Annotated in this window: 25 protein-coding genes and 1 pseudogene; 21 read left to right on the top strand and 5 right to left on the bottom strand. The window is 37.6% G+C overall.

The window, feature by feature from the left end; genetic code table 11:
- The first annotated feature begins 247 nt into the window (after positions 1–247).
- The 3 genes from QUF78_RS10105 (at position 248) to QUF78_RS10115 (ending at position 1,849) form a co-directional block, all read left to right on the top strand.
- Complete coding sequence (locus QUF78_RS10105) at positions 248–1,144, top strand: DMT family transporter (RefSeq protein ID WP_289324535.1); 897 nt, start codon at positions 248–250, stop codon at positions 1,142–1,144.
- A gap of 92 nt (positions 1,145–1,236) precedes the next feature.
- The gene (locus QUF78_RS10110; RefSeq protein WP_289324536.1) at positions 1,237–1,371 is read left to right on the top strand and encodes a hypothetical protein; all 135 of its coding nucleotides are present in this window, start codon (positions 1,237–1,239) and stop codon (positions 1,369–1,371) included.
- A 52-nt stretch (positions 1,372–1,423) separates the two neighbouring features.
- Positions 1,424–1,849, top strand: coding sequence for a cytidine deaminase (locus QUF78_RS10115; protein WP_289324537.1), 426 nt, complete (start codon positions 1,424–1,426; stop codon positions 1,847–1,849).
- A gap of 283 nt (positions 1,850–2,132) precedes the next feature.
- Here the strand turns inward: QUF78_RS10115 and QUF78_RS10120 are convergent, their stop codons facing one another.
- Positions 2,133–3,917: a laminin G domain-containing metallophosphoesterase family protein gene (locus QUF78_RS10120; protein ID WP_289324538.1), complete on the bottom strand. Its 1,785-nt coding sequence runs from the start codon at positions 3,915–3,917 to the stop codon at positions 2,133–2,135.
- A 455-nt stretch (positions 3,918–4,372) separates the two neighbouring features.
- Here QUF78_RS10120 and QUF78_RS10125 point away from each other — a divergent pair, with 455 nt between their 5' ends.
- Complete coding sequence (locus QUF78_RS10125) at positions 4,373–5,104, top strand: class I SAM-dependent methyltransferase (RefSeq protein ID WP_289324539.1); 732 nt, start codon at positions 4,373–4,375, stop codon at positions 5,102–5,104.
- Between the two features lie 169 nt (positions 5,105–5,273).
- Positions 5,274–5,843, top strand: coding sequence for a GNAT family N-acetyltransferase (locus QUF78_RS10130; protein ID WP_289324540.1), 570 nt, complete (start codon positions 5,274–5,276; stop codon positions 5,841–5,843).
- 587 nt (positions 5,844–6,430) lie between these two features.
- Here QUF78_RS10130 and QUF78_RS10135 read toward each other — a convergent pair.
- Positions 6,431–6,757: an antibiotic biosynthesis monooxygenase family protein gene (locus QUF78_RS10135; protein WP_289324541.1), complete on the bottom strand. Its 327-nt coding sequence runs from the start codon at positions 6,755–6,757 to the stop codon at positions 6,431–6,433.
- A 351-nt stretch (positions 6,758–7,108) separates the two neighbouring features.
- Here QUF78_RS10135 and QUF78_RS10140 point away from each other — a divergent pair, with 351 nt between their 5' ends.
- From QUF78_RS10140 to QUF78_RS10190, 11 genes are all read left to right on the top strand, one after another.
- Positions 7,109–7,885, top strand: a complete 777-nt coding sequence (locus QUF78_RS10140) for a nucleotidyltransferase domain-containing protein (protein ID WP_289324542.1) — start codon at positions 7,109–7,111, stop codon at positions 7,883–7,885.
- Positions 7,886–7,968: 83 nt separating this feature from the next.
- Positions 7,969–8,520, top strand: a complete 552-nt coding sequence (locus QUF78_RS10145) for a dihydrofolate reductase family protein (protein WP_289324543.1) — start codon at positions 7,969–7,971, stop codon at positions 8,518–8,520.
- A 295-nt stretch (positions 8,521–8,815) separates the two neighbouring features.
- Positions 8,816–9,685, top strand: coding sequence for a cation diffusion facilitator family transporter (locus QUF78_RS10150; RefSeq protein ID WP_289324544.1), 870 nt, complete (start codon positions 8,816–8,818; stop codon positions 9,683–9,685).
- A gap of 433 nt (positions 9,686–10,118) precedes the next feature.
- The gene (gene abc-f, locus QUF78_RS10155; RefSeq protein ID WP_289324545.1) at positions 10,119–11,432 is read left to right on the top strand and encodes a ribosomal protection-like ABC-F family protein; all 1,314 of its coding nucleotides are present in this window, start codon (positions 10,119–10,121) and stop codon (positions 11,430–11,432) included.
- Positions 11,433–11,437: 5 nt separating this feature from the next.
- Positions 11,438–11,599 carry a hypothetical protein gene (locus QUF78_RS10160; RefSeq protein WP_289324546.1) on the top strand — a complete coding sequence of 54 codons (162 nt, stop codon included), beginning with the start codon at positions 11,438–11,440 and terminating at the stop codon, positions 11,597–11,599.
- A gap of 224 nt (positions 11,600–11,823) precedes the next feature.
- Entirely contained in the window at positions 11,824–12,117 is a 294-nt protein-coding gene (locus QUF78_RS10165; RefSeq protein ID WP_289324547.1) for a SunI/YnzG family protein, read from the top strand.
- 115 nt (positions 12,118–12,232) lie between these two features.
- The gene (locus QUF78_RS10170; protein ID WP_289324548.1) at positions 12,233–12,361 is read left to right on the top strand and encodes a hypothetical protein; all 129 of its coding nucleotides are present in this window, start codon (positions 12,233–12,235) and stop codon (positions 12,359–12,361) included.
- An 18-nt stretch (positions 12,362–12,379) separates the two neighbouring features.
- A complete protein-coding gene (locus QUF78_RS10175) occupies positions 12,380–12,829 on the top strand; it encodes an Lrp/AsnC family transcriptional regulator (RefSeq protein WP_056521307.1) in 450 nt (149 codons plus the stop codon).
- Between the two features lie 241 nt (positions 12,830–13,070).
- Positions 13,071–14,687: a gamma-glutamyltransferase gene (gene ggt, locus QUF78_RS10180; protein ID WP_289316934.1), complete on the top strand. Its 1,617-nt coding sequence runs from the start codon at positions 13,071–13,073 to the stop codon at positions 14,685–14,687.
- A gap of 156 nt (positions 14,688–14,843) precedes the next feature.
- A complete protein-coding gene (locus QUF78_RS10185; RefSeq protein WP_483313839.1) occupies positions 14,844–15,080 on the top strand; it encodes a chromate transporter in 237 nt (78 codons plus the stop codon).
- Positions 15,081–15,481: 401 nt separating this feature from the next.
- On the top strand, positions 15,482–16,744 hold the full coding sequence (locus QUF78_RS10190; protein ID WP_289324549.1) for an MFS transporter: 1,263 nt from the start codon (positions 15,482–15,484) through the stop codon (positions 16,742–16,744).
- 613 nt (positions 16,745–17,357) lie between these two features.
- On the opposite strand, the gene QUF78_RS10195 is transcribed toward QUF78_RS10190, so the two are convergent.
- A complete protein-coding gene (locus tag QUF78_RS10195; RefSeq protein WP_289324550.1) occupies positions 17,358–17,705 on the bottom strand; it encodes a potassium channel family protein in 348 nt (115 codons plus the stop codon).
- A gap of 216 nt (positions 17,706–17,921) precedes the next feature.
- On the opposite strand from QUF78_RS10195, the gene QUF78_RS10200 reads away from it, so the two are divergent.
- A complete protein-coding gene (locus tag QUF78_RS10200) occupies positions 17,922–18,344 on the top strand; it encodes a VOC family protein (RefSeq protein WP_289324551.1) in 423 nt (140 codons plus the stop codon).
- 90 nt (positions 18,345–18,434) lie between these two features.
- On the opposite strand, the gene QUF78_RS10205 is transcribed toward QUF78_RS10200, so the two are convergent.
- Both QUF78_RS10205 and QUF78_RS10210 read right to left on the bottom strand, forming a co-directional pair.
- A complete protein-coding gene (locus tag QUF78_RS10205; RefSeq protein ID WP_289324552.1) occupies positions 18,435–18,728 on the bottom strand; it encodes a ribbon-helix-helix domain-containing protein in 294 nt (97 codons plus the stop codon).
- Between the two features lie 180 nt (positions 18,729–18,908).
- Complete coding sequence (locus QUF78_RS10210) at positions 18,909–19,451, bottom strand: TetR/AcrR family transcriptional regulator (RefSeq protein WP_289324553.1); 543 nt, start codon at positions 19,449–19,451, stop codon at positions 18,909–18,911.
- A gap of 331 nt (positions 19,452–19,782) precedes the next feature.
- On the opposite strand from QUF78_RS10210, the pseudogene QUF78_RS10215 reads away from it, so the two are divergent.
- From QUF78_RS10215 to QUF78_RS10230, 4 genes and pseudogenes are all read left to right on the top strand, one after another.
- Positions 19,783–19,899 (top strand): annotated as a pseudogene (locus QUF78_RS10215) (PTS sugar transporter subunit IIB); the annotation flags it as partial.
- A gap of 20 nt (positions 19,900–19,919) precedes the next feature.
- A complete protein-coding gene (locus tag QUF78_RS10220) occupies positions 19,920–20,246 on the top strand; it encodes a PTS sugar transporter subunit IIA (protein WP_289324554.1) in 327 nt (108 codons plus the stop codon).
- Between the two features lie 279 nt (positions 20,247–20,525).
- A complete protein-coding gene (locus QUF78_RS10225; protein ID WP_289324555.1) occupies positions 20,526–21,428 on the top strand; it encodes an aldo/keto reductase in 903 nt (300 codons plus the stop codon).
- A 969-nt stretch (positions 21,429–22,397) separates the two neighbouring features.
- Positions 22,398–22,637 carry a hypothetical protein gene (locus tag QUF78_RS10230; RefSeq protein WP_289327285.1) on the top strand — a complete coding sequence of 80 codons (240 nt, stop codon included), beginning with the start codon at positions 22,398–22,400 and terminating at the stop codon, positions 22,635–22,637.
- Positions 22,638–22,770 lie beyond the last annotated feature (133 nt).

A 22,770-nucleotide genomic window follows, 5' to 3' on the forward strand; every position in this document is an offset into this window, starting at 1 on the left:
AGTCTGAACAAAAGGTGCTTCCTATACGAAGCACCTTTTGTTTAGCGTGCTTTTCTAACCCAATCCATCAAAATTTTCTGACCAAGCCCATCAGGTATTAGCTTTCTTCAGCGATGATTACAGCCCAGAGTGAACACAAATTCCTTTTCTTACTATGCCACTTCACAGCGAGATAGGAATTTTATTGAAGTTCTTACGTATCCATGATACCTTCAGGTTATAGTGAATGGTATGGGAGGAATTGGTTTTGAACACTAAAGCATTTTTATTGGCATCCATTACAGTTATTATTTGGGGATCTACATTCGCTGCTATTCGTGCAGGCTTACATGGCGGGTATTCAGCTGGCCATTTGGTACTTGTGCGTTATCTTATTGCATCAGGGATTTTTGTCCTATATGCTCTATGGCCTGGCGTGAAATTTCGACTCCCGAAAAAGGAGGATTTGTTGAGAATATCGATCCTTGCATTTATTGGTATTAGTATGTACCATATCGGGGTGACATTCGGGGAACTTACCGTTTCGGCGGGAACCGCTGGAATGCTGATTGGTTCAGCACCCGTTTTCATTGCGATCATTGCTGCTATCGTTTTAAAAGAACGCCTCGGCTTATTCGGATGGATTGGTTTAGGAATAGGATTCACAGGGATCACCTTAATTACATTGGGTACTGCAGGCCCTTCGCTAACTATTTCTGAAGGAGCCTTTTTAGTGCTGATGTCTGCTGTTGCTTCTGCGGTGTTTTTTGTTTTCCAAAAGCCGTTGTTTAGCCGTTATAATCCGATTGAATTGACAGCTTATTTCACATGGATCGGTACAATACCCTTTTTTATATTTTTTCCAGGGCTATTTCAAGAAATGCAACACGCTACAATGGAAGGACATTTATCAGCGATTTTTGTTGGTATTTTCCCTGCGGCCATCGGTTATGTTACATGGGCAGTCGCACTCTCGTTAGGAAAAGCCAGCTCCGTATCCAGTCTGTTATACATTGAACCTGTAATTGCCATTTTCATCGCATGGGTTTGGCTGCAGGAGGTACCCAGTACTCTTTCGGTCATTGGTGGTGTGATTGCGATATTAGGGGTCCTTGTCGTTAATGGGTTCGGAAAGTACAAATCAGTGATGAAAAAAGCAGCATGAAAACGTTTTTCCAAACTCGGGAAAGCGGGAGTTGGAGATGAAATGATGGATATAAAGGATGAAATGTTTTAAAGAAAAGTGGGGAGGTAAAATTGGTAAAACGAAAATTCATGGATACAGATATGAAAGAAGCAATCGAAAAGTTGCTTGAAATTGTTAATCATCAAATAGCTACACGCTGGGTTGCAGACTGTGCTTGGTTAAACAAAGATTGTTTAAAATCCTAGTAAAGTAGTTGGAAATGACATCGGATCCTAAAGATTCATGGGAGGCAATCACTTGGAAATTGAACAAAGACTGTACGAAATGGTCATTGACTTAATAAAGGAAAGATACCCTGAAGGATGGGGCGGTGCAGCGGCAGTATGGTTAGAAGATGGTACGGCTTTAACCAGCGTAGCTCCTGATATAATAAACGATTCAACAAATCTTTGTATGGAAACAGGAGCCATATTAGAGGCTCATAAATTGAATAAGAAAATTACTCATTCAATATGTGTAGTTCGTGATGATGAGAAGTCAGAATTTAAAGTGCTTTCTCCCTGTGGAATATGTCAAGAAAGGCTTTTTTACTGGGGTCCGTCAGTTAAAGTGGCAGTAAGTTTACCAAGACACGACCTAACGTTCAAAACATTAGCAGAAGTGCAACCGTATCATTGGACTGCAGCTTATGATGAATATAAGGAAAAATGGACTGATAAATAAATTCAAGAAAGTACAATGTCGGTTGAGTCTTAGATAGGGTGCGAGCTTATTTAGAAAAGAGAAAGATATTTCAGGTCTTAAAAGATATACAGATTACGCTAATGAAAAAGAGATAATAACATCTAAATCTAAAGATAACCGGTTTTGGAAAAAACAAAATGATGATTAGAGCATGACGGTTTGAAAAATTCAACATTATATTTGGCTCCAAAATAAGGGAATCCCCCCAGGTTGATGAGATTGTTAATTATACCTGGGGAATTGGATTTTTTCGTCTTTTAAATTAATTAAAATTAAATCTATTTTTAAAGTCCCAATCTAATTTAAATGAATTATTTTCACCTGTTAAAAATTTATAATCGACGTAGGATTTTTCTTTTTTAGACATTTCATCGACAAATGGGGAATAGGTACGGAAAAACAGTTTGTTCTTCTTTTCATCAAATTCTACTAGTCTTAGCCAGCCATTTCCCCCTCGATAATTTGTTTGGTAATTGACTAGCATTTGAATGACATCATTTCCTGCTGTGTTTTGTTTTACACGATGTGCTATCCCGAAATAATGTCCATTTACAGTCATGAACACTTGATTGTGGTTCTTTACAAGTTCATCCCAAATCAGTTTGCCATTAGATGACTCGACGGCATTGGTTTTATCATCCTTAACCTTTGGAAAAATAATATCATGTGAGACGAGGATGGTCGGTTTATCTTTATGCTGATTCAGAACCTGTTTTGACCATTCCAAGTCCTTATGCAGATTTTTCATATCCACTATTAAGACTAAGTATTCATAGCTCCCTGCCTTAGCTATTGCATATGAGCTATACCCAGAGTGAGACGACCCCTTATAGTATTTTTTATTCATAAAACGCTGCGGCCCATAATGTGTTAAGAAAGGATCTCCGTCAGCATAGTCATGATTCCCTGCAGCCATCATATATGGAACTTGATTTTTATCCAGATGGGAAATGGCTCCGAGGGAAATCTGCCATTGTTTTTCTGAATCACTATCGACAATGTCCCCAACAAATGTATTCATAACGATATTGTTCTTCTTTGTGTTATTGGAAATCCAGTTCATTTGGCTTTTGAAAATCTCTGGGTTTTGGCTTGAATATTTCTGGGTATCTGGAATGAAAAGGAAATTGTAATTCTTTTTATTCGTTAGAAAGGGTAAAGCCTTGTTTGATCCTTCGAATGGTTCATCATCACGAGCATCCTGCACAAGCCATTCTTTTTCAGTCAAAGCCTTATTAGCAATTCTTATTTCCTGGATATTCCCTTTGAATAGTGCATTAAACTTATTTCCCCACTCAGATGCTCCGATGTTCCAGCCTTTACCTTTAACTGCTGCAATACCTATTACTTTTTCTGATTTTCCGTAATCACTAACGCCATTCAAAGTTAAAGTCGTCGTGTTACCGTCATTAACAACCGCCAAATGGTACCATTCATCAGCATTTAATGATCGAGACCAATTGCTTACATTGTAATTTAAATTAGATGGATGGCTTGTCCATTGGATTTTTTGATCACTGGATACAGTTAAAGCAGAAAGGATTTTCTTCTCACCTTCCAATTTATTAAGATCGGTAGCCTGTCCTTGTCTAGAAAAAAGCCCCATGACACTCTTGGAATCACTTGGCAACTTAAAAATCGCTTCAATGGTAAAACCCTTATCGAATTTCTCCGAATTGATGGGTGAACCCTTTATGGTTTTAAAATATCTTCCTGAAGGGGCGTTTTCGTAATTAGCGAACGCCAAGCTATCCACTTCTTCTTGATCATAATAATCTTCTGCAGACCATTTCATCATATTTTTTAACTTAGGCGAGGCAGGATCCCCTATCGTCACTAACTCTAAATCATTTCCATGTTTGCTTGTATCTTCTATAATTAAATTACCTTTATCGATTGAACCGCTTTTAACATGTTGTTTTGTGAATTTCCAATTTGCCACGATATTGCTTCGATTATTTTCAGCAACGGAATCAGCCGATTTGGCAATACCAGGAACAATCATACATAAGAGTGAGAGACCTATTAATGCTTTTTTCATTCTCATAAAACATTCACCCCATTACATTTTGATTAAGCGATATACATTTAACCTTTTTACTACCTGGATTAATTTGTAGCGTACTAAGCCAAGGTAGATTCCGTACAGCTGCAATATGGTATAGTTTGCTTATCTTCTCGATAACTTATTAAGGATGAGTAAAAAAGTCTTATTCCTAATAAAGACATTAGGAGATAAGGCCTAATGGATTCGATTTGACTTTTTGAAGGTTCGCTCTAATCAAGGATTACTAGGTAATTGAAAATAGGATCAATATGAAGATTCATTATAAAATTGAACTTCTGACAGCCGGAAGGTAGACAAGCGATGCTACTATAAGGACAGTGATTCATCAAGATAACGAGGTGAAAGAAATGGTAAGAAGGAGATAGGTAGCCTCCTGAAATAGATGTGGTATTAATCTTAGGAGGCTATCTTGATTTATAGGAGATGTATGAATAATGAAACAAAACAAATATGATGATACAAATTTCTTTTCTGCTTATGAGCAAATGCCCCGATCGATCAAAGGACTTGAAGCTGCGGGAAAATGGCATGTATTAAAAGAACTAATGCCAAATCTGCGCAATAAGAGTGTACTTGATTTGGGCTGCGGTTTCGGATGGCATTGCCGATTTGCCCGTGAGCAACAAGCTAGTTCCGTGATTGGTGTGGATATTTCGGACAATATGCTTCAAAGAGCTCGTGAAAAAACGGATGACCGTTTCATTTCGTATATTAAGATGCCAATTGAAGACATCGATTTTTCCGGCTCTGAATTTGATGTGGTCATCAGTTCGTTGGCTTTTCATTACATTGAGTCGTATGAGGCAATCTGCAAGAAGGTCTATGATTGTCTAAAGCCTGGAGGCACTTTTGTTTTCTCGGTTGAACATCCAATTTTTACTTCTCGAAACGAGCAAGCATGGTATGTAGATAAACAAGGAAATCATCTGCATTGGCCAGTTGACAACTATCAATCCGAAGGTGTACGTGAAACAACCTTTTTAACTGAAAACGTTGTAAAGTATCATCGTACGAGTTCAACTTATATAAATGACTTGATTGGTGCTGGTTTCAGCATTAGGGCAGTAAAGGAACCGATGCCTTCTGATGAAATGCTAAGAAGTGTTCCTGAAATGAAAGATGAAAATCGAAGGCCGATGTTTCTAATGATTTCAGCAGTGAAGTAAATGGATTCTTTAAATGATTGAAACAAGTAAGGCGTTTCTACGAAAGTAGGGACGCCTTTTAGTTATTACATTTATTCTCTAAGCAATAAAGCGTTGATTATCGGTGTTAATTAGGTAATGATTAAAACAGTAAAATATGGAAAAGAGGACTTTGGAGGAGGGAAATAGGATGGGGAATGTATTTCCGCTTATTGAAACACGACGATTGATTTTAAGGGAAGTAACGATAGAAGACGCGGGTGATATGTTTAAATATCTATCTGATACGGATGTAGTGAAGCCAATGGGGTTAGATCCATGCCAATCAGTAAATGACGTATGGGATGAAATTAAGTGGTACGAATCTATATTCCAAGAAGGTTCGGGAATTAGATGGGGAATTACATTAAAAGATTCCGGTAGGGTTATAGGAAGTTGTGGTTTTCTGAATATGGTCACCAATCATCAAAGAGCTGAAATTGGATATGAGTTAAGTAAAGATCATTGGCGAAAAGGCATTGCTAGTGAGGCATTGGAAGCCGTTGTTATGTATGGTTATTGTCACTTTCACCTAGAAAGGATTCAAGCTTTAATTGAACCAGATAATCACCCATCCCAAAAACTAGTCGAAAAACAAGGCTTTAGAAGAGAAGGTTTGCTTAGGCATTATGAATATACTTGTGGCAAATTCGATGATTTATATATGTACTCACTCATAAAAGAAGATCTTAACGGCATCATGCATTGTGAAGACCGCTAACTAAGTGCGCGGTCACATTTTGTCGACAAAATGGGTTTCGGAATGCATTCATCCCGAAACCCTTTCACGATTTTACGGAGGGAATGATTACCACTTTTTTTAAGGGGATTTTAGCGGTCTCATGCTGAAGACAAACTCAATGGAAAGCGAGTTTGACTTCAGTTTAAAAAACGTTCCGGTTTTTTTCAGAAATCAGCTCCCTTTCGGCCGACTGTATGCCAAGACCACCTAACCGCAGGCGTCTTTGGTGTCTGCCAGTTACTCCAGGAGTGTCGTGTGAATTTCTTCAATCTAATAAGTGTTTCATAAAACAGTAAAAATCCATAATGGAAACTAGTCTTAAACATGGTTCGGGATGAACAGCCTAATGTAAAAAAATTCTAGTTGATTGGAATGGAAGGTACGAGACTCCTGCGGGATAAGCGCGTCCAAGGGAGACCCCACAGGCGCAAAGAGCGCCGAGGAGGCTCCCGGACCGCCCGCGGAAAGCGAGTGCCTGGAATGGAAATCAACGTTCAAATTTACAAACCCTCAAAAAAGTAAAAGCGGTCTTTTTTATAGCTGAAAATTCATAAATTTCAGTCTCCCTATTTGCTTGTATAATCTCTTTCAACCTTACAAATTCGGGTTGAGTATGACGAGTACCAATCTTTCATGCCTTTTTCTTGTGCCTTTTTGTGAGCAGCATTTTCTTTCCAAAGCTTTATGGCATCCAGGGACTTCCAGTAGGATACGGTAATTCCTAACCCGTTTTGATCTCTTACACTTTCGACTCCTAAATAGCCATCTTGTTGAGCGGCAAGTTCATCCATGAAATCAGCGGTTGAATTGTAACTTGTGTCATCCGTATCGCTTCTTTCAGAAGTGAAAATACAAGCGTAATAGGGCGGTTCAGGGGTATTTGCAAAAAACATGAAATGATGCCTCCTTCTAACTTAATATTCAAAATAATAACACATCCGGAAGAACATGGGGAGGGTCTGTCTCCTGATAAAGCTGATTGTAATATGAAAAGCCATTCCCGGAAAGTAACCATTTTCAGACAGTCAATGAAGGTGATGGTGGGCGTTGGTCTTCAGCCAAGAAACTAGCACAAGACAGAAAGTCCACTAATCCGCAGGTCATAGGAAGAAGGGATTTTTTTCTGATTCACGAATATATTAATTTGAAGGTTTTACAAAAAAAGGAGATGGTTTTCTTGTGCGGGATTCGTCAGTAAACATATAGAAAGGGATGCATTTTTACCGAAACATCGCGATATTCTTTTGGGAAATGCATTAAAAGATTTATCGGCAGATCCAGATGTTTTGGCTATTTACCTAGCCGGTTCATTAGCAAAAGGAAACTATGATAATTACTCTGATATCGATTTGCATACCATTGTTATACCAGAACGGAAAGCAGGTTTTTTAAAGGAAAAAAGGAATAGAGCCAATAACTGGGGATATGTTTCATTTCACGAAGACTACAATCCTTCATCACCGTACGTTGTCTCTCATTATGAGTCCTTTGTGAAAGTGGATAGCTGGTATCACTCACCTGAGGAAATGGTACCTTCTATTTGGTTAAAAGAGGTTGAAGTCCTTTATGATCCCCTAAATATTTTGAGCCATGTTATTAAGGAATCAGCTAAGCAAGTGTATAAACCCTCACCGGATGAAGTTGACCATTGGAGAGGAAAGCTGCTTGCATTTGTCCACGAAACCTACCGAGCTATTATGAGGGAAGAAATATTTCATGCACTATCCAATCTTGATAGGATACGATGGTTGATTGTGTCTGGTTGGTATATGGAAATGGAAGAACACGTAGATGGACCCTATGGAGTATGGACGAAAATCGAAGGTGAAAGAAGTAAATTAGATGAAAAGCAATTATCCCTTTTGGAAGGTTGGGATTGTGGCCGTAATACAAATGAAATCATGAAAACGTTAAGAGATATGATCCCAGAATTCCTTAGACTTAATAAATACCTTTGCACACAAGTGGGTGTCGAAGCAAATGAAGACCATATCAAACGAATAATGGATATGGCTATCTGATACTTTTGCTAAGGTTAAGGGACATCCTACATTTGGAACTCAGGAAATAACATTAGTGTAATCACTTTTGGAGGGATGACTAAGTGGCAGAATTGGTATATCATGTAGCCGTTTCACTGGACAATTTCATTGCCGATCAAGCAATGTTGGAAGGGGATATCAATCATTCTTTTTTCTTATTTGAAGGAGATCATGTCCCAGACTTTTTATCTGATATCCAGCATTATGAAGCGGTGTTGATGGGAAGTAAAACATATGAATTTGGATTTCAATTCGGATCTAAACCGGGTGAACCAGGCTATAAGGGTTTGAAACATTATATATTCTCGAGCTCCCTTCAGTTTGAATCGAATGAGGAGGTAGAACTTATCAAAGGAAACGCCGTGGCGTTTATTAAAAACCTCAAGCAGCAAGCTGACGGAAAGCTATGGCTTTGCGGAGGCGGAGAACTGGCTGGAACGTTATTAAAACATAAACTCATTGATCAATTGGTGTTGAAAGTGAATCCAGTCATAATCGGTGAAGGCATCCCTCTTTTCGGCAGCGTTAAGCCGAGTCTAAAATTAGATTTAGTTGAAATGAAACAATATCCAAACGGAGTGATTAAACCCACATATAATATTATTTATACTTAGGAATATGGGTAAAACTTCATCTCCCAATTCAGGGGTGTTTTACTGCAGTAGTGGGGGGGCGTTGGAGCAGCCCCCTTTTTTAATGCAACAAATCTTCATTCGGAGGGGATATTTAGCATCTCAAGGGCTTTTCTTAATAAAAGTTCCATAAAGATTACACTTTTCAGATATTTTGCCGTGTGCAACATAGTTATCTATCACTTACTTATATAAAACGATACAAAAAGGTTGCTATAGACCCACCCATTTTTAAGTTGATATTATATTCATGTACTTAATTGTGGGGGGAAGTTGAATGGAAGAACAGAAGTATAATGACCTCAAATTAGGCGAACGTGGTGCAATCATTAGTATAATTGCTTATATTTGTCTATCTATCATGAAACTGGCTATAGGATACATAAGCGACTCAGCCGCTTTAAAAGCGGATGGTTTGAACAATACCACTGATATTATCGCATCGATTGCTGTATTGATCGGTTTAAGGCTAGCTCAAAGACCCCCGGATAAAGATCATGGTTATGGTCATTGGAAAAGTGAAACGATTGCTTCAATGGTAGCTTCATTTATTATGTTTGCCGTTGGTGTACAAGTTTTAATAGATGCAGTTGCTTCCATGCTTAAAGGTGGAAAGGAATCACCTGACATTATTGCAGGGTATGTAGGCGTTTTATCTGCAATAGTCATGTATTTTGTATACCGATATAATAAAAAACTTGCTCTCAAAATTAATAGTAAAGCCGTTATGGCAGCTTCAAAAGATAATATTTCCGATGCTTGGGTAAGTATCGGAACAGCTATAGGGATTTTCGGCTCCCAATTAGACATGCCTTGGCTGGATTCCCTGACTGCAATCATTGTTGGATTATTAATATGCAAAACAGCTTGGGATATATTCAGTCAAGCCTCTCATGAACTTTCTGACGGATTCGATGAAAATAAAATTCATCTTTATAAGGATGTAATTACAAATGTGGATGGGGTCAAGGGGATAAAAGAAATTAAAGGGAGAAATTACGGGAATAATGAAGTGATTGATGTTGTCATCCTTGTCAATTCTACGTTAGATATTAAAGAAGCTCATGATATAGCGACCCATGTAGAAAAAGTGATGATGAAAGATCATGGAGTTTACGATGTTCATGTCCATGTAGAGCCCAATTAACATGAACTTTAAGGAAAACGGGCATCAATCAAGCTTTACAAACATATGATACTATGCAATCATTAATTCATTACATTGGAAGGAAAAGGTACCTCATACAATGAAGCAGTAATCTTATCTAATAAACAGTAAATCTAAATCTATTTCACTGGGTGTAAACGGTTAGGATGTTCAATGGAAGGACGCTTGTTAGCTCTCCTGATATTGGTGAGTAAAGTGAGCATCACTTTTTCATTTGAACAAGATTCTTTTTAGATACCCTTGTGAGATTTTAATGATTATGTTTAGAGATGGGATTCGTCTGTTCATTTATAGGTACTAATTCATATACAAATACTTTTTCCGTTATCGAAATCGGAGAGGTATATTTGGTTTATGTATATGAATTTAGTAACAGGCGATCCCTCTCTAGAAAAATAGAGGGGGATTTTTCATGTTATTTTTAAAAGCTAATGATTTAAAGAAAAGCTACGGGAACCGTGAAGTTATTTCCGTTGATTCACTTCATCTATACAGTCATGATCGTATTGGCTTGGTTGGTAAAAATGGAGAAGGTAAAACGACCCTGCTTTCTATTTTGGCAGGCGTTAAGGAACCTGATTCCGGTTATATAGAGAGCTATGGGACAGTCAGTTACATCCCACAGATAGAAGAAACTGAACTAGAAATAAGCGGGGAGTTAACGAGTATATGGAAACTGCCCAATGAGAATCAAGAAATGGTAAGTGGCGGCGAACGTACTCGAAGAAAAATTGCCGCCGCGTTGACTTCCAATGCGGATGTATTGATCGCGGATGAACCTACCAGCCATTTAGATGTATTCGGAATTGAACAATTGGAAAAGGATTTAAAGTCATTTAATGGCGCTATATTGCTTACTTCACATGATAAATCATTTTTAAATCATCTGTGTACGACAATATGGGAAGTTGAGAAAGGCAAGGTTACTGTATATGAAGGGAATTACGAAGCATATACCTCACAAAAGCAAGCAAAAACAGAAAAGGAAAATAAGGAATATGAAGAGTATACTCGCGAAAAGAATAGGTTGAAACAGGCTGCACAAAACCTCCAAGCCAAATCTGATTCAATCAGGAAAGCCCCTAAACGAATGGGCAATTCAGAAGCAAGGCTCCATAAACGCAGCTCTGGAAAACAGAAGGCGAAATTGAACCGTTCTGCCGAAGCGATTGAAACTCGAATCGATAAGTTAGCAAAAAAAGAAAAACCTAAGGAAGATACCCCCATCATCTTTGATATTTCAGAATTTCCATCTCTGCGCAGCAAAAGGGTCATTCGATTTAATGGCTGTTCCCTGAGCGTCGGATCTAGAATGTTGAAACAACATATTTATGGAGATGTACCCCTAGCATGCAGACTCGCCATCAATGGTCAAAATGGTTCAGGAAAAACCACATTGCTGAAAAAGATAGTGGAAAGACATGCAGATTTATATGTCGCGAAGCCAGCAAAGGTAGGTTTTTTTGCACAACAACAAGAAAATTTGAATGAAAGTAAAACGGTACTTGAAAATGTTTTGGAGGATAGTCCCTACAATCAAGCCTTTATTCGCACAGTATTATCACGATTAGCTTTTAAAGGAAATGACGTTCACAAACAAGTAACAGTCTTAAGCGGTGGGGAAAGAGTCAGGGCTTCGCTAGCAAAAGTTTTTTTGGAAACTATAATGTACTGGTTTTGGATGAACCAACAAACTACTTGGATATTCATACTAAAGAGGCTTTAACCGAAGTGTTAAAAGCATATCCAGGAACCATCATTTTTGTGACTCATGATCGTTCATTGATTCAATCACTTGCAACACATGCACTTTCATTTGAAGATGAAACTCCGAGAGTAAGGGCTGTAAATCAAGAATCAACAAATTTGAATACTGTCCAGCGTTATGAATGAAGAGGAAAAAGAGGAATTGGATAGGGAATTCCTACAACTCTTGAAAAAGAAAAAGGAGCTTGAAGGTTAAATGCAATCCATTAAAAGGCCCTTCTCATTCGAGAAGGGCCTTTTAATGGATAAAAAGCTATAGTAAGTAAAGAATTTGGTTCCTCAAAACATGAAGGTGAAAAAACGGTTAAGGAATGTTAAAATTAACCAGACACTTTAAGGAGGTACTTATTTTGATTGGAATTCGAATTGAAAAAATAAATGAAAATTTGATCATTAAATGGCAGTTTTCCAAGGTGACAATTCCCTTCTCGGACATCTTAGCAATAACTAATGATGATAATACGTACGGGGGAGAAGGGAAGAGTGCGATTAGAATCGGTTCTCCGTATCCTGCCACGGACAGAATCATGATCAAAACAACTGAAGAGAAATATATATTGTTCACTTCAAATGCCGTGTCGCTTAAGAACAGATTAACATCATTTATTAATGAAAGTACGACGATCTCGTTCTGTTACTATTAAGTAAACGATAGATTTATAGTATACACTAAAGCTTAAAAGCTGCTAAATAAGGAAGATATAATTAGTAGACAGATTTAAAAGTGTATACGATATATTAAAAGGGTGGGGGCATCTATTGGCAAATAGTCTGCACCATTATGGCATTCGGGTAGAGGTTGCAAAAGATAATAATGATTTAAGGTACATGATTACAGAAAAAGGGACACCGATTCAAGATGCTTGTCTTAGGAATCCCGATCACTAGGCAAGGTGAGTGAAGCAGATGGAAATTAACGATACTGATAAAAAAATCTTAGAGATATTAATGCAAAATGGTCGAACTTCGTATTCGGATATAGGAAAAGAACTAAATCTATCACGCAATGTTGTACGTGATCGTGTGCAGCAACTAATGGAAAAGGGTGTTATTGAAAAAATCAGCGCTGTTGTCAACGCTGAAGCTGTAGGTAAAAAAGTATCGGCCTTTTTTGAAGTGGATTGCGAACCTGCAGACTTAGTGAAAGTTGCAGAAAAACTAGCTAAAAATCCAAGTGTTGCAAGCTGTTACCAAATGACAGGACCTAGTACTTTACATATGCACGTTTTAGTTGAGGACTTTTCTTCCTTGGAATTCTTTATCAATAATGAACTATACGGGATAGAAGGTATTTCTCGAGTGGAAAGTCATATTTTACTACGTCGTTTCAAAAGCAGATCAGGATTAAAACTATAATAAACTCCTCTTATAATCGGGGAGTTTATTTTTTTTAAGTGATTGTATTGAAAATTAAAAACTTTTGTAAAAATATGTTTTGTTTTTCCGGAAAATAGTATATAGTTATTTTGAAATCGTGCAATTGTTAATGAAAAATTGCATTTTAATTAACAAACGTTAGAAAAAACATTTTTTTCGTTCGTTTTGTTATTTTTACTTGAAAATGAGTGATATTACGTTTAAAGGGAGGGGTATTATAATGGCTTTACAGTTAGATCCACATTATTCACCTTACACATCACAACGAAATGTAGTATATGCCAAGAATGGAATGGTCGCTACGTCTCAGCCTTTAGCTGCACAAGCAGGGTTAGATATTTTGAAAAAAGGCGGTAATGCGATTGATGCAGCCATTGCAACAGCTGCTTGTTTGACAGTAGTAGAGCCTACCTCAAACGGAATTGGGGGGGACGCTTTTGCGCTTGTTTGGACTAAAGGACAATTACACGGACTAAATGCAAGCGGTCCAGCACCTATGAATATCTCTATAGAGAAGGTAAAAGAAAATGGACACGAAAGTATGCCAAAGTACGGCTGGCTGCCGGTAACTGTACCAGGTGCTCCGGCAGCTTGGGTAGAATTATCAAAACGTTTTGGCAGACTACCGCTTTTAGAAGTTATGAAACCAGCAATTGAATATGCTGCAAACGGCTTTCCTATTTCACCTACGCTAGGCCGCTTTTGGAAAAAGGCATTTGAACAATATAAACAGGAATGTACAGGAGCAGAGTTCGAAGCTTGGTTTGAGACCTTTGCTCCTAAGGAACGAGCACCTGAAGTCGGAGAAATATGGTCGTCTCTTGACCACGCTGACACACTAGAAGAAATCGCAAGAACAAACGGAGAAAGCTTTTACAAAGGGGCACTTGCAGAAAAAATTGCAGCAGCTTCTGCGACTTACGGGGGCTATTTAACAAAAGATGATTTAGGAAACTTTAAACCAGAGTGGGTTGATCCCATTAAGGTAAACTATCGCGGCTATGATGTTTGGGAAATCCCACCAAATGGACAAGGTATCGTAGCTCTTATGGCACTAAACATACTAAAAGGATTTGATTTTACAGCAAAAGAAGAAACAAATACATACCACAAACAAATCGAAGCAATGAAACTTGCTTATACTTGCGGAAAGCAATACATTACAGACCCTAAGCATATGGGTGTAACTGCAGAAGAGCTATTAAGTACTTCGTATGGCCAGCAGCGTCAAGCACAGATTGGAAGTGAAGCATGCATGCCAGCTCCAGGTGTACCGCCACGTGGAGGAACAGTGTACCTTGCAACAGCAGACGGAGAGGGCAACATGGTATCTTTTATCCAAAGTAATTACATGGGCTTCGGTTCTGCGGTTGTAGTACCCGGAACAGGAATTGCCTTACAAAACCGAGGACATGATTTCAGCCTTGATCCTACTCATTATAACTGCCTTAAGGGCGGTAAGAAAACATACCATACGATTATTCCAGGATTTTTAACGAAGGATAATCAACCTGTTGGACCATTCGGTGTAATGGGAGGATATATGCAGCCGCAAGGGCATGTTCAAGTCATTATGAATACAATAGATTTTCACTTACATCCTCAAGCTGCTTTAGATGCACCAAGATGGCAGTGGAAGAATGAAAAAACAGTTGAAGTAGAAAAAACATTCCCATCCCACATTGCAGAAGAATTAGTACGAAAAGGCCATGATATTAAAGTAGCGGTAGACTCAGGTTCGTTTGGACGGGGTCAAATTATATGGCGAAATCCTGAAACAGGTGTACTGATTGGTGGCACAGAATCAAGGACAGATGGGGCAATTGCCAGTTGGTAATCCACAGTAAAGGATTAATTTCAATAAACAACTAGACATTTTTGACGCGTTTTTCGCAGCAGCATGCTTGGATATAGTGGGGGACCTACACGATTCCTCTCGTTCAAGAAGAGGTAGTAGAGCGTTTAAATAGATGACAATGAGGAATTTGGCGAAGTGTTAGGGATTGAATATACGTTACCTGGTCCAATCGCAACAAAGATGGAAATCTACATCGGATTTCAAGAAGGTGGATACCTTGGCTCATTCCTGGCAGCAGTATTTGCAACAGTTGCTCCGTCTCTCATACACATGCTAACTCTAATGGTTCTTCTGTATAAATTTGGAACTTATCCGCAAGTTAAATGCATGACGCTTATGTTAAACCGACAATTGCGGTGCTTCTTGGAATGATGGCATTTCAATCATTCTATTAATCTTACTTTCAAATAGGAATAGGCAGTTATTTATTAAAGAAAAAAAGTGAAAGTACACCCTGGATTAGTAGTATTTGCTTCACTCATATACGGTGCTATCAATTTGTAGTGTAATCTGTAGAGTCTCTATTTATAGGATCTACAGATTACACAATAGGGTATGTTCTTAAACCCTACTACTAAAATCACAGATGAGTATTACACTTTATATTCATCATTCCCAAAAATTAAAGCGCTTTCATTTTTAAATTATGATAAAAAATCCAGCCGTATTGATCTTAATTAAAATTAATAAAGTCTATTGTGCTTCCTTATCTAAGTTGTCTCATGTATTGAACCAATATCATTTTATTATCAAAAAAGGATGTGTTTACTGGTATGAAATTAAAATGGGTTGTTATAGCTTTTTTGTCTGTTCTTTACTTGATTAACTTTACAGATAAGGCGATTATCGGGTACGCAGCTATTCCTATTATGGAAGATTTGGATCTAAACTATGGTCAATGGGGTATAGTTGGTAGCAGCTTCTTTTGGTTCTTTTCAATAATGTCTATAGTTGGAGCTGCATTGTCAGATCGAATTGGAACGGGTAAAATGCTCGTATTCATGGCTATTGGTTTGTCAATAGTACAGTTTGGAGCATTGACAATTTATGGGTTGCCAATGCTAGTTATGTGTCGTGTCCTTCTAGGTGCTATTGAAGGACCGTTTCATGCAACTGCTATTAGCCATATAAGCAAACATTTCGTTCCTGAACAGCGAGGCCTTGCGATTTCCATTATGAATACAGGAAGCATGCTCGCTAAATTTATGGTCCCTATTCTTATTTACATGATTGGAATTTATGGTTGGCGAATGGTAATGGTTTTTTTAGGAGTATTAAGCCTGGTTTGGGCAGTTCTGTGGCTATTAACTTTTAAAAGGAAAAATGAGAGAAATATAGTGAAAAGTGAATCTACCATAGTTTCCGAAAAAGTAAAATGGTCAGAGATATATCCACTTTTTCTATCTTCAACTTTTATCTTTACTTGCCTTGCTCTATTCATGGCTTACTGGATTCTCACATGGTCGTTTATATGGATGCCGACCTATCTTGTTAAAATTGTGCATTTAACACAAACACAGATGGGCTATGCAGTTATGTTCATAGGTCTTGGTTCTGCTATTGGTGGTATACTTATCTCATTTATCTCAGATCGGTTACTTAAAAAGACAAAAAATCTTCGAAAATCCCGTGTGCTTGTTGCTGGACCATCTCTAATATTAGCAGCTGTATGTTTTTACTCTACAACATTAATCCAAAATGAATTTGGAGCAATTATTGCCTTATTTTTGGGAATGGCGTTTGTAAATGGTATGTTCCCACTTGCACCCCAGATTGTGAATCACTTACTTCCTGAACGAAGAGGATTAATGTCGGGTGTTTTGCTAGGGCTTGCAAACTTGTCAGGAATTATTGGCCCAGCTGTAACAGGTTTTGTTGTCCAATCTGCAGGCGATAACATTAAGACCGGATTTAATTACTCTGTTATAATGACTGCCACTTTATTATTAATTGCCAGTCTTATTTTCAGCATTTTTACTAAACCTGATAAACCCGTTAAAAATATATCATCATCTTCTAAAGTTGTGAATTTATAGAAATTTAAAAAGAAAGCTAACAACCGACCTTTCCGAAAACCGTCTGGTAACGGCGGTTCAATTAAGTTAAATCCAGAATAGAATATCTTTCATAGACGCTTTAGTGCCCTTGATGATTCCAATAGGAATTATCGAGGGTTTTTGTGTAGGGTTCTGGTGCAAAACCTTCAAAATAAGTGCAATTAATCTTTAAATCTGAACATACTGATACTAATCTAAAAGAGATGTGGATCAAATATGGCAATGAAAATTTGTTTAATGAAAGCATTATCAGCCTGAAAATATATTCATCTGACTGTTAGATTTCCGATTTGGGTGGAACGGACAGAGACAAAAATGTTGGGGTATCCCCTCAAGAGGTAAGGCCCAGTATAACTCTTTCGCAAAGTCTATCGTTTAGCTTGCAAATCGTAGACAAACACTTGCCAACAGAGAGGACGAATAAATAGAGGGATTTGGGCCATTAAAGCACCTGTTTTTTTGTAGTAAATCCACGGGGAAAAGAGACAATTTTATACGTATAGTAAGATCAATGATGTGCAGAGTACTAGTAGTGAAGGTTTGAACTAGGACACAAATAGGAATGCCAATTTTGATAAGCATTCCTATTCATTTAGATTTCGCTACTGTTGCTCTCGTTTTCCGGTTTCTTTATAATGGCATATGCAAGGTATCCTATTAAGCCCATGAACAATCCGGTGCCGCCTACAATATAAATCATTGTAAACACTTTTCCGAAGTTTGTCTGCGGTTCAAAACTCGGGTGCCCAACCGTGCTAAGAGTGACAACACAGAAGTAAAGGGATTCAATCACAGTTAAACCTTCCTGCTTAACATAGAAGATGGTGCCGGAAAATAACATAACCATGACCAATACGAAAAGAACTTGGAAGTTCTTCAATTTAAAAGCGGACCAAAGCGCTTTTAAGAAACGTTTCAAGGTGAGGATAAATGAAATCATTGGTAATCGCTTTTCCTTTCGGTTTCATTACTAGTAGTAAATGTTATTCGTCTTGATTAGTTAATCATTCTACTATACAGGAAGACAGTTCAGATTTACAAAAAAACGTTTTCATTTTGGTCTGGTTTGAACAAAGTTACTCAATTTTATTATTGTCTAATAAGTTTCAGGAATTGGGAATGAATGATAGGGGATAAAGTAAGAAGGGAGCCGATCATGAAACCACGTATTACTGTCATTACATTAGGTGTGGATGACTTGGAAAAATCACTGGAATTCTATCGGGATGGCCTGGGGTTTCAAACAGAAGGGATAGTGGGCAAAGAATTTGAGCATGGCGCCGTTGCCTTTTTCGATCTACAAGCAGGCCTTAAGCTTGCCATATGGGGTCGAGAGGATATAGCACATGAGGCCAAGGTCTCTTTGTCCCCGGCAAGTCCTACTGAATTTACCATTGGTCACAATGTAGGTAGCAAGGAAGATGTGGATATCGTATTGGAACAAGCAAGAAAAGCTGGCGCGATTATAACCGATCCGGCACATGACACTTTCTGGGGAGGATACTCTGCACACTTTCAAGACCCGGATGGGCACCTATGGGAAGTAGTTTGGAATCCACAGTGGGACATCAACGAATAATGTATTGAGTGTTGTTGGAAGCACCTTCTCCAGATCAAGGGGATTAATGCAGAAAGCAAACAGGTTAATAAAATGAAACAAGCACTTTACCTAGAGGTTAAGTGCTTGTTTTTTATTAATGAATTCCCTACTTTTTGCAATCATTTCTTTATTCTTTTCAATCGCTTCGTTATTACTGTATTTCACCTGCGCATTAACGGTATCGTTATCTTCCATGTATTCAAGCAGCAAGTCTACAGCTTTGTCCATCAATCTTTCGATGGGGATATTTCTTTCTTCAACCAGATTAGTAAGTCTATTAGTCAAATACGGATTGAGTGTAATGATTATTGGTTTTCTCGTTTCGGAATTAATAGGTCGTTCCACCTTTAGTCTTTTTATCAATTATATACCTACAATTGAAGGTAAACAAATATTAATGCAGGGATATGTATGTAGGAATGGGCTTGTACAGAATCGAAAGAATCAGAGAGCATAAAGGCCCCCGCAATCATGGGATGTATATTTAAAAAAGAGTGGGTGACGCTTTTTATTCTAAACATTCAGATGAAAATCTAGTTTTGCCTATTTTGTCATAGTCATTAATTGCTGAATCACTTTTTCACGTAAGTCTTCATCCAACGGGGCTATATTGAAAAGTTCTGAGTAATAAAGACCATCAATTGCCAATCGAATAATGGTTGCTGTTATCGGATCAATATTATCCTGTTCCACTTTCTTTTGAACATATTGATAACCATGTGAAATTCTCTCAGATAAATCGGGATTTAACATGGAGGCAGCAATTATTCCAATATTCAATTCGGCGTTATGTTCCAAATCCCATTTGGAAACTTCGATTAATGCACGACACCATTTACCTTTTTCAATAGGGTCTACGTTCTCTGCATGCTCATTAAACCGTATATTGAATTTTTCGAAAATATATTCCGCTAAACCGATCATCAAAGCTTCCTTACTTGGGAAGTGATATAATAATCCACCTTTGCTGACTCCTGCTTGTTTTGCCACAGAGTCTAAAGTTAATGAATTAAAATCATTTTGGAGAATGAATTCTGTTGCAGATTTTAAGATATGTTGACGCTTGATACTGGCTTTTGATTCCATATGGTTCGCTCCTTATAAAACAACTGACCAGACGGTCTTTTATTTATTATACCTTTAGATGTTTTTTCATCAAATTGGTTCCATAAATAATAGCGTGTAAAAAGCTGGGGAAATCATTGAATAACGTACACTCACGCATTTTAAGAACATTTTAGAGAAGTAGGGCGGTAATTTCCAATAGGAATAGTCTTAAGAGTATAAAAAGTTCCATTGTTAAAGGGAATCTACGAAAGGTTTCGCATAAGAAATAATATTTTTATATTCTTCCATAACAATTTCATAAGGTTTTGAAACCGATAATAAACACGTGAAAATTCGTTCAAAACCATAGCTAAAGAAAATAGGGGATGAGAAAGGGGTACCGGTAGATACGATCAATCCAATGCATTATGGATCATGTAACGGCAAGGAAGTATTACGTACGGCTCTCCAATTGATTTCAAAATAACAATATTATGGGGTGTTAATATGACGAAAACGAAAGAGGATCTATCTCAATTATCATTTCAATTGATTCTCCATAGCGGGAATGCCCGCAGTTGTGCAATGGAAGCCATCGCATTGCAAAAACAAGGTAAATCAAGCGATGCCCAAGATAAATTAAAGGAAGCGGAACATGAGTTTGTCGCTGCACATAAAATCCAAACCGCATTGATCCAACAAGAAGTGAATGGTGAGGAATTCGAAATTCCAATGCTCTTAATCCATGCTCAAGATCACTTGATGACATCCATGACAACAAAAGATTTAGCGATAGAAATCGTGGAATTACACGAGAAAATACAAAGGGACTAACTAAGTGATTTGATATTTCGTGCTGGAAAGGGGAAGGAGGTTGCTACGGCAGCCTTTTTCTTATGGATCAAACGTGGGAATCTGCACTCTTAAAGTGGCGATAAATAAATGTGGAATTAAAGGGTCACTCAAGATTAGAATTCTGCTGAATTTTAAATTATACTAAGGTTCATGGCAGTAGCGAAAGATACTGGCACAAAAATAAAAACAAGAACACAGGAAAGCCATAACAAACAACTAATTAACTAGCCGATCATGATATAAAAGGGGAGAAAAAACATGCAAAGAGTCAATCTAACTGAAGATCTTAGTCTTTCGCGCATTGTTCACGGTATGTGGAGATTGGCTGATTGGAAACTTTCCAACGAGGAAATCCTATCTCTTATTGAACATGGAATGGATCGGGGGGTCACTACATACGATCACGCTGATATATATGGTAGCTATACATGTGAGGGGATTTTTGGGAACGCACTTTCATTAAAGCCATCTTTACGCGATAAAATGGAGATTGTCACAAAATGTGGCATAGTCATCCGATCAGAAAACCGTCCTTCTCATAAAAGTCACCATTACAACACCGATAAAACTCACATTATAAAGTCTGTTGAACAATCTCTTATAAATCTTAAAACGGATTATATTGATTTATTACTTATCCATCGTCCGGATCCCCTAATGGACCCGGCGGAAACGGCTGAAGCATTTAATCAATTAAAAGAATCAGGAAAGGTCCGAAACTTTGGAGTATCGAACTTCAAAAAAACGCAATGGGATATGCTTCAATCTTACCTTGAATTTCCTCTTGTGACGAATCAACTTGAACTTTCTGCATACAATCTTGAAAACTTCGAAGACGGAACCATTAACTTATGTCAGGAAATGAGAGTGGCTCCTATGGCATGGTCACCGCTTGCAGGAGGAAGCATCTTTGAGGAATCGAATGAAAAGGCTGTCCGCTTAAGAAAAACGTTAGAAATCGTAAAAGAAGAAATCGGGGCCAATGGAATAGATGAAGTGATGTATGCATGGCTGTTGAGACATCCTGCAAAAATCATGCCGATCGTTGGGTCAGGTAAGAAAGAACGTTTGGACAGCGCCATTGATTCACTAAACCTAAGCATGGAAAAAGAACAATGGTTTAACATCTTAACCAGCTCGATGGGACATGATATCCCGTAATAAACAGACCTTTGAACAAAAAGAATGGGACTTCCAAGAGGGAGTCTTTTCTTTTTGCGTAAAAAATCATTGGGAATCAACTCAGTTGACCTTTTTTTGACCGAATGTCCCAAGTGATAAAGACTAAAAATGTTCTACTGAAATATTATTAAACGAAAACTTCCTCTGAAAAATCATTGTAAGTAATTAAATAAAATGTGTTTGTAACTGTACGAACTCCAAGATAAAAGGTTATGTCTACTCTACGAGTCATTCAATTTCTCCATTCGTTTAAAATCTGCGGATAAGAAAGTTTTATTGAGTAAAATTAATAGTGAGAATAAATATACCTATTAAAATGATATTTTTTTAATGTTTATTCAAATATATAGATATTTATACCTAGTAATCTTTTGGCCTATTCCTATTTTTTATGGGTCGAATTATACTTTTCCTAATCCTATTTGGGGAAATTTGTAGAAATATAGGAGGATGCTAATGAAAAAAAGTATGTACAAGGAATTTTTCCATATTACAAGTTTTTGAGACTGAAGCAACCATATCTTCAACTGGATAAGTACTTCCACATATGTTGATGATTCATTTGGTAGTAGTCAATCACCAATGACTGGTACATTGGAGCTGCCAATCAGGGTGTTGTTGTTCAATTTCTTCAAGATGAAACGCTAACCACAAAATTTATTATTCGAACGACCATCCGCCTACCGCTTATTTCCACTTTAAAACCACATTCCATTCAGGATGAACCCCATAAAAGCTGCATAAGTAGGTATCTAAAATCCAATTGTTCTCCAGGCCAGGCCTTCTATTCCAAGTCGCAAAACCAGAAACGGAAGAAGATTCATCGTTCTAGAGATAGGAAACATTGGGAAAAGGAAATTAGGGCTTGGGAAAAGGAGATAGCGAGGCTGAAGAAACGTTTAAAATGAGGAGGTGAGGAACAACATGGAAGATATTAAATGAGAGCAAATAAAAAAAAAACTGTCTCTATTATCACAACCAAAAGAACCGGTTGTAACAGCCGTTGATTTACATGATATTTATGAAAGTAGTAACAACTTGGGGAAATTAATGGATGATATAGAATCTATAGAAGATAAACAGGCAATGATAAACAAATTAATCGAAATAGAGATTGAACTAGACCACATCAATTGGCACTATAAAAGCTTGAAAAAGGACTTGAAAAGGTTATACAAGCTTAACTAATTATAACTATAAATTTTAATATCATTAGTTGGTTGACCAGGTCAGTAGATTTAACATTGATAACTGTTATTTAGTTCTTACCATCTAGCAGCAACAGTTTGATTTTTTCAACACAGACGTTTACTTTAGTTTA

It is taken from the genome of Peribacillus sp. ACCC06369, from assembly GCF_030348945.1.
Classification (GTDB): Bacteria; Bacillota; Bacilli; order Bacillales; family DSM-1321; genus Peribacillus.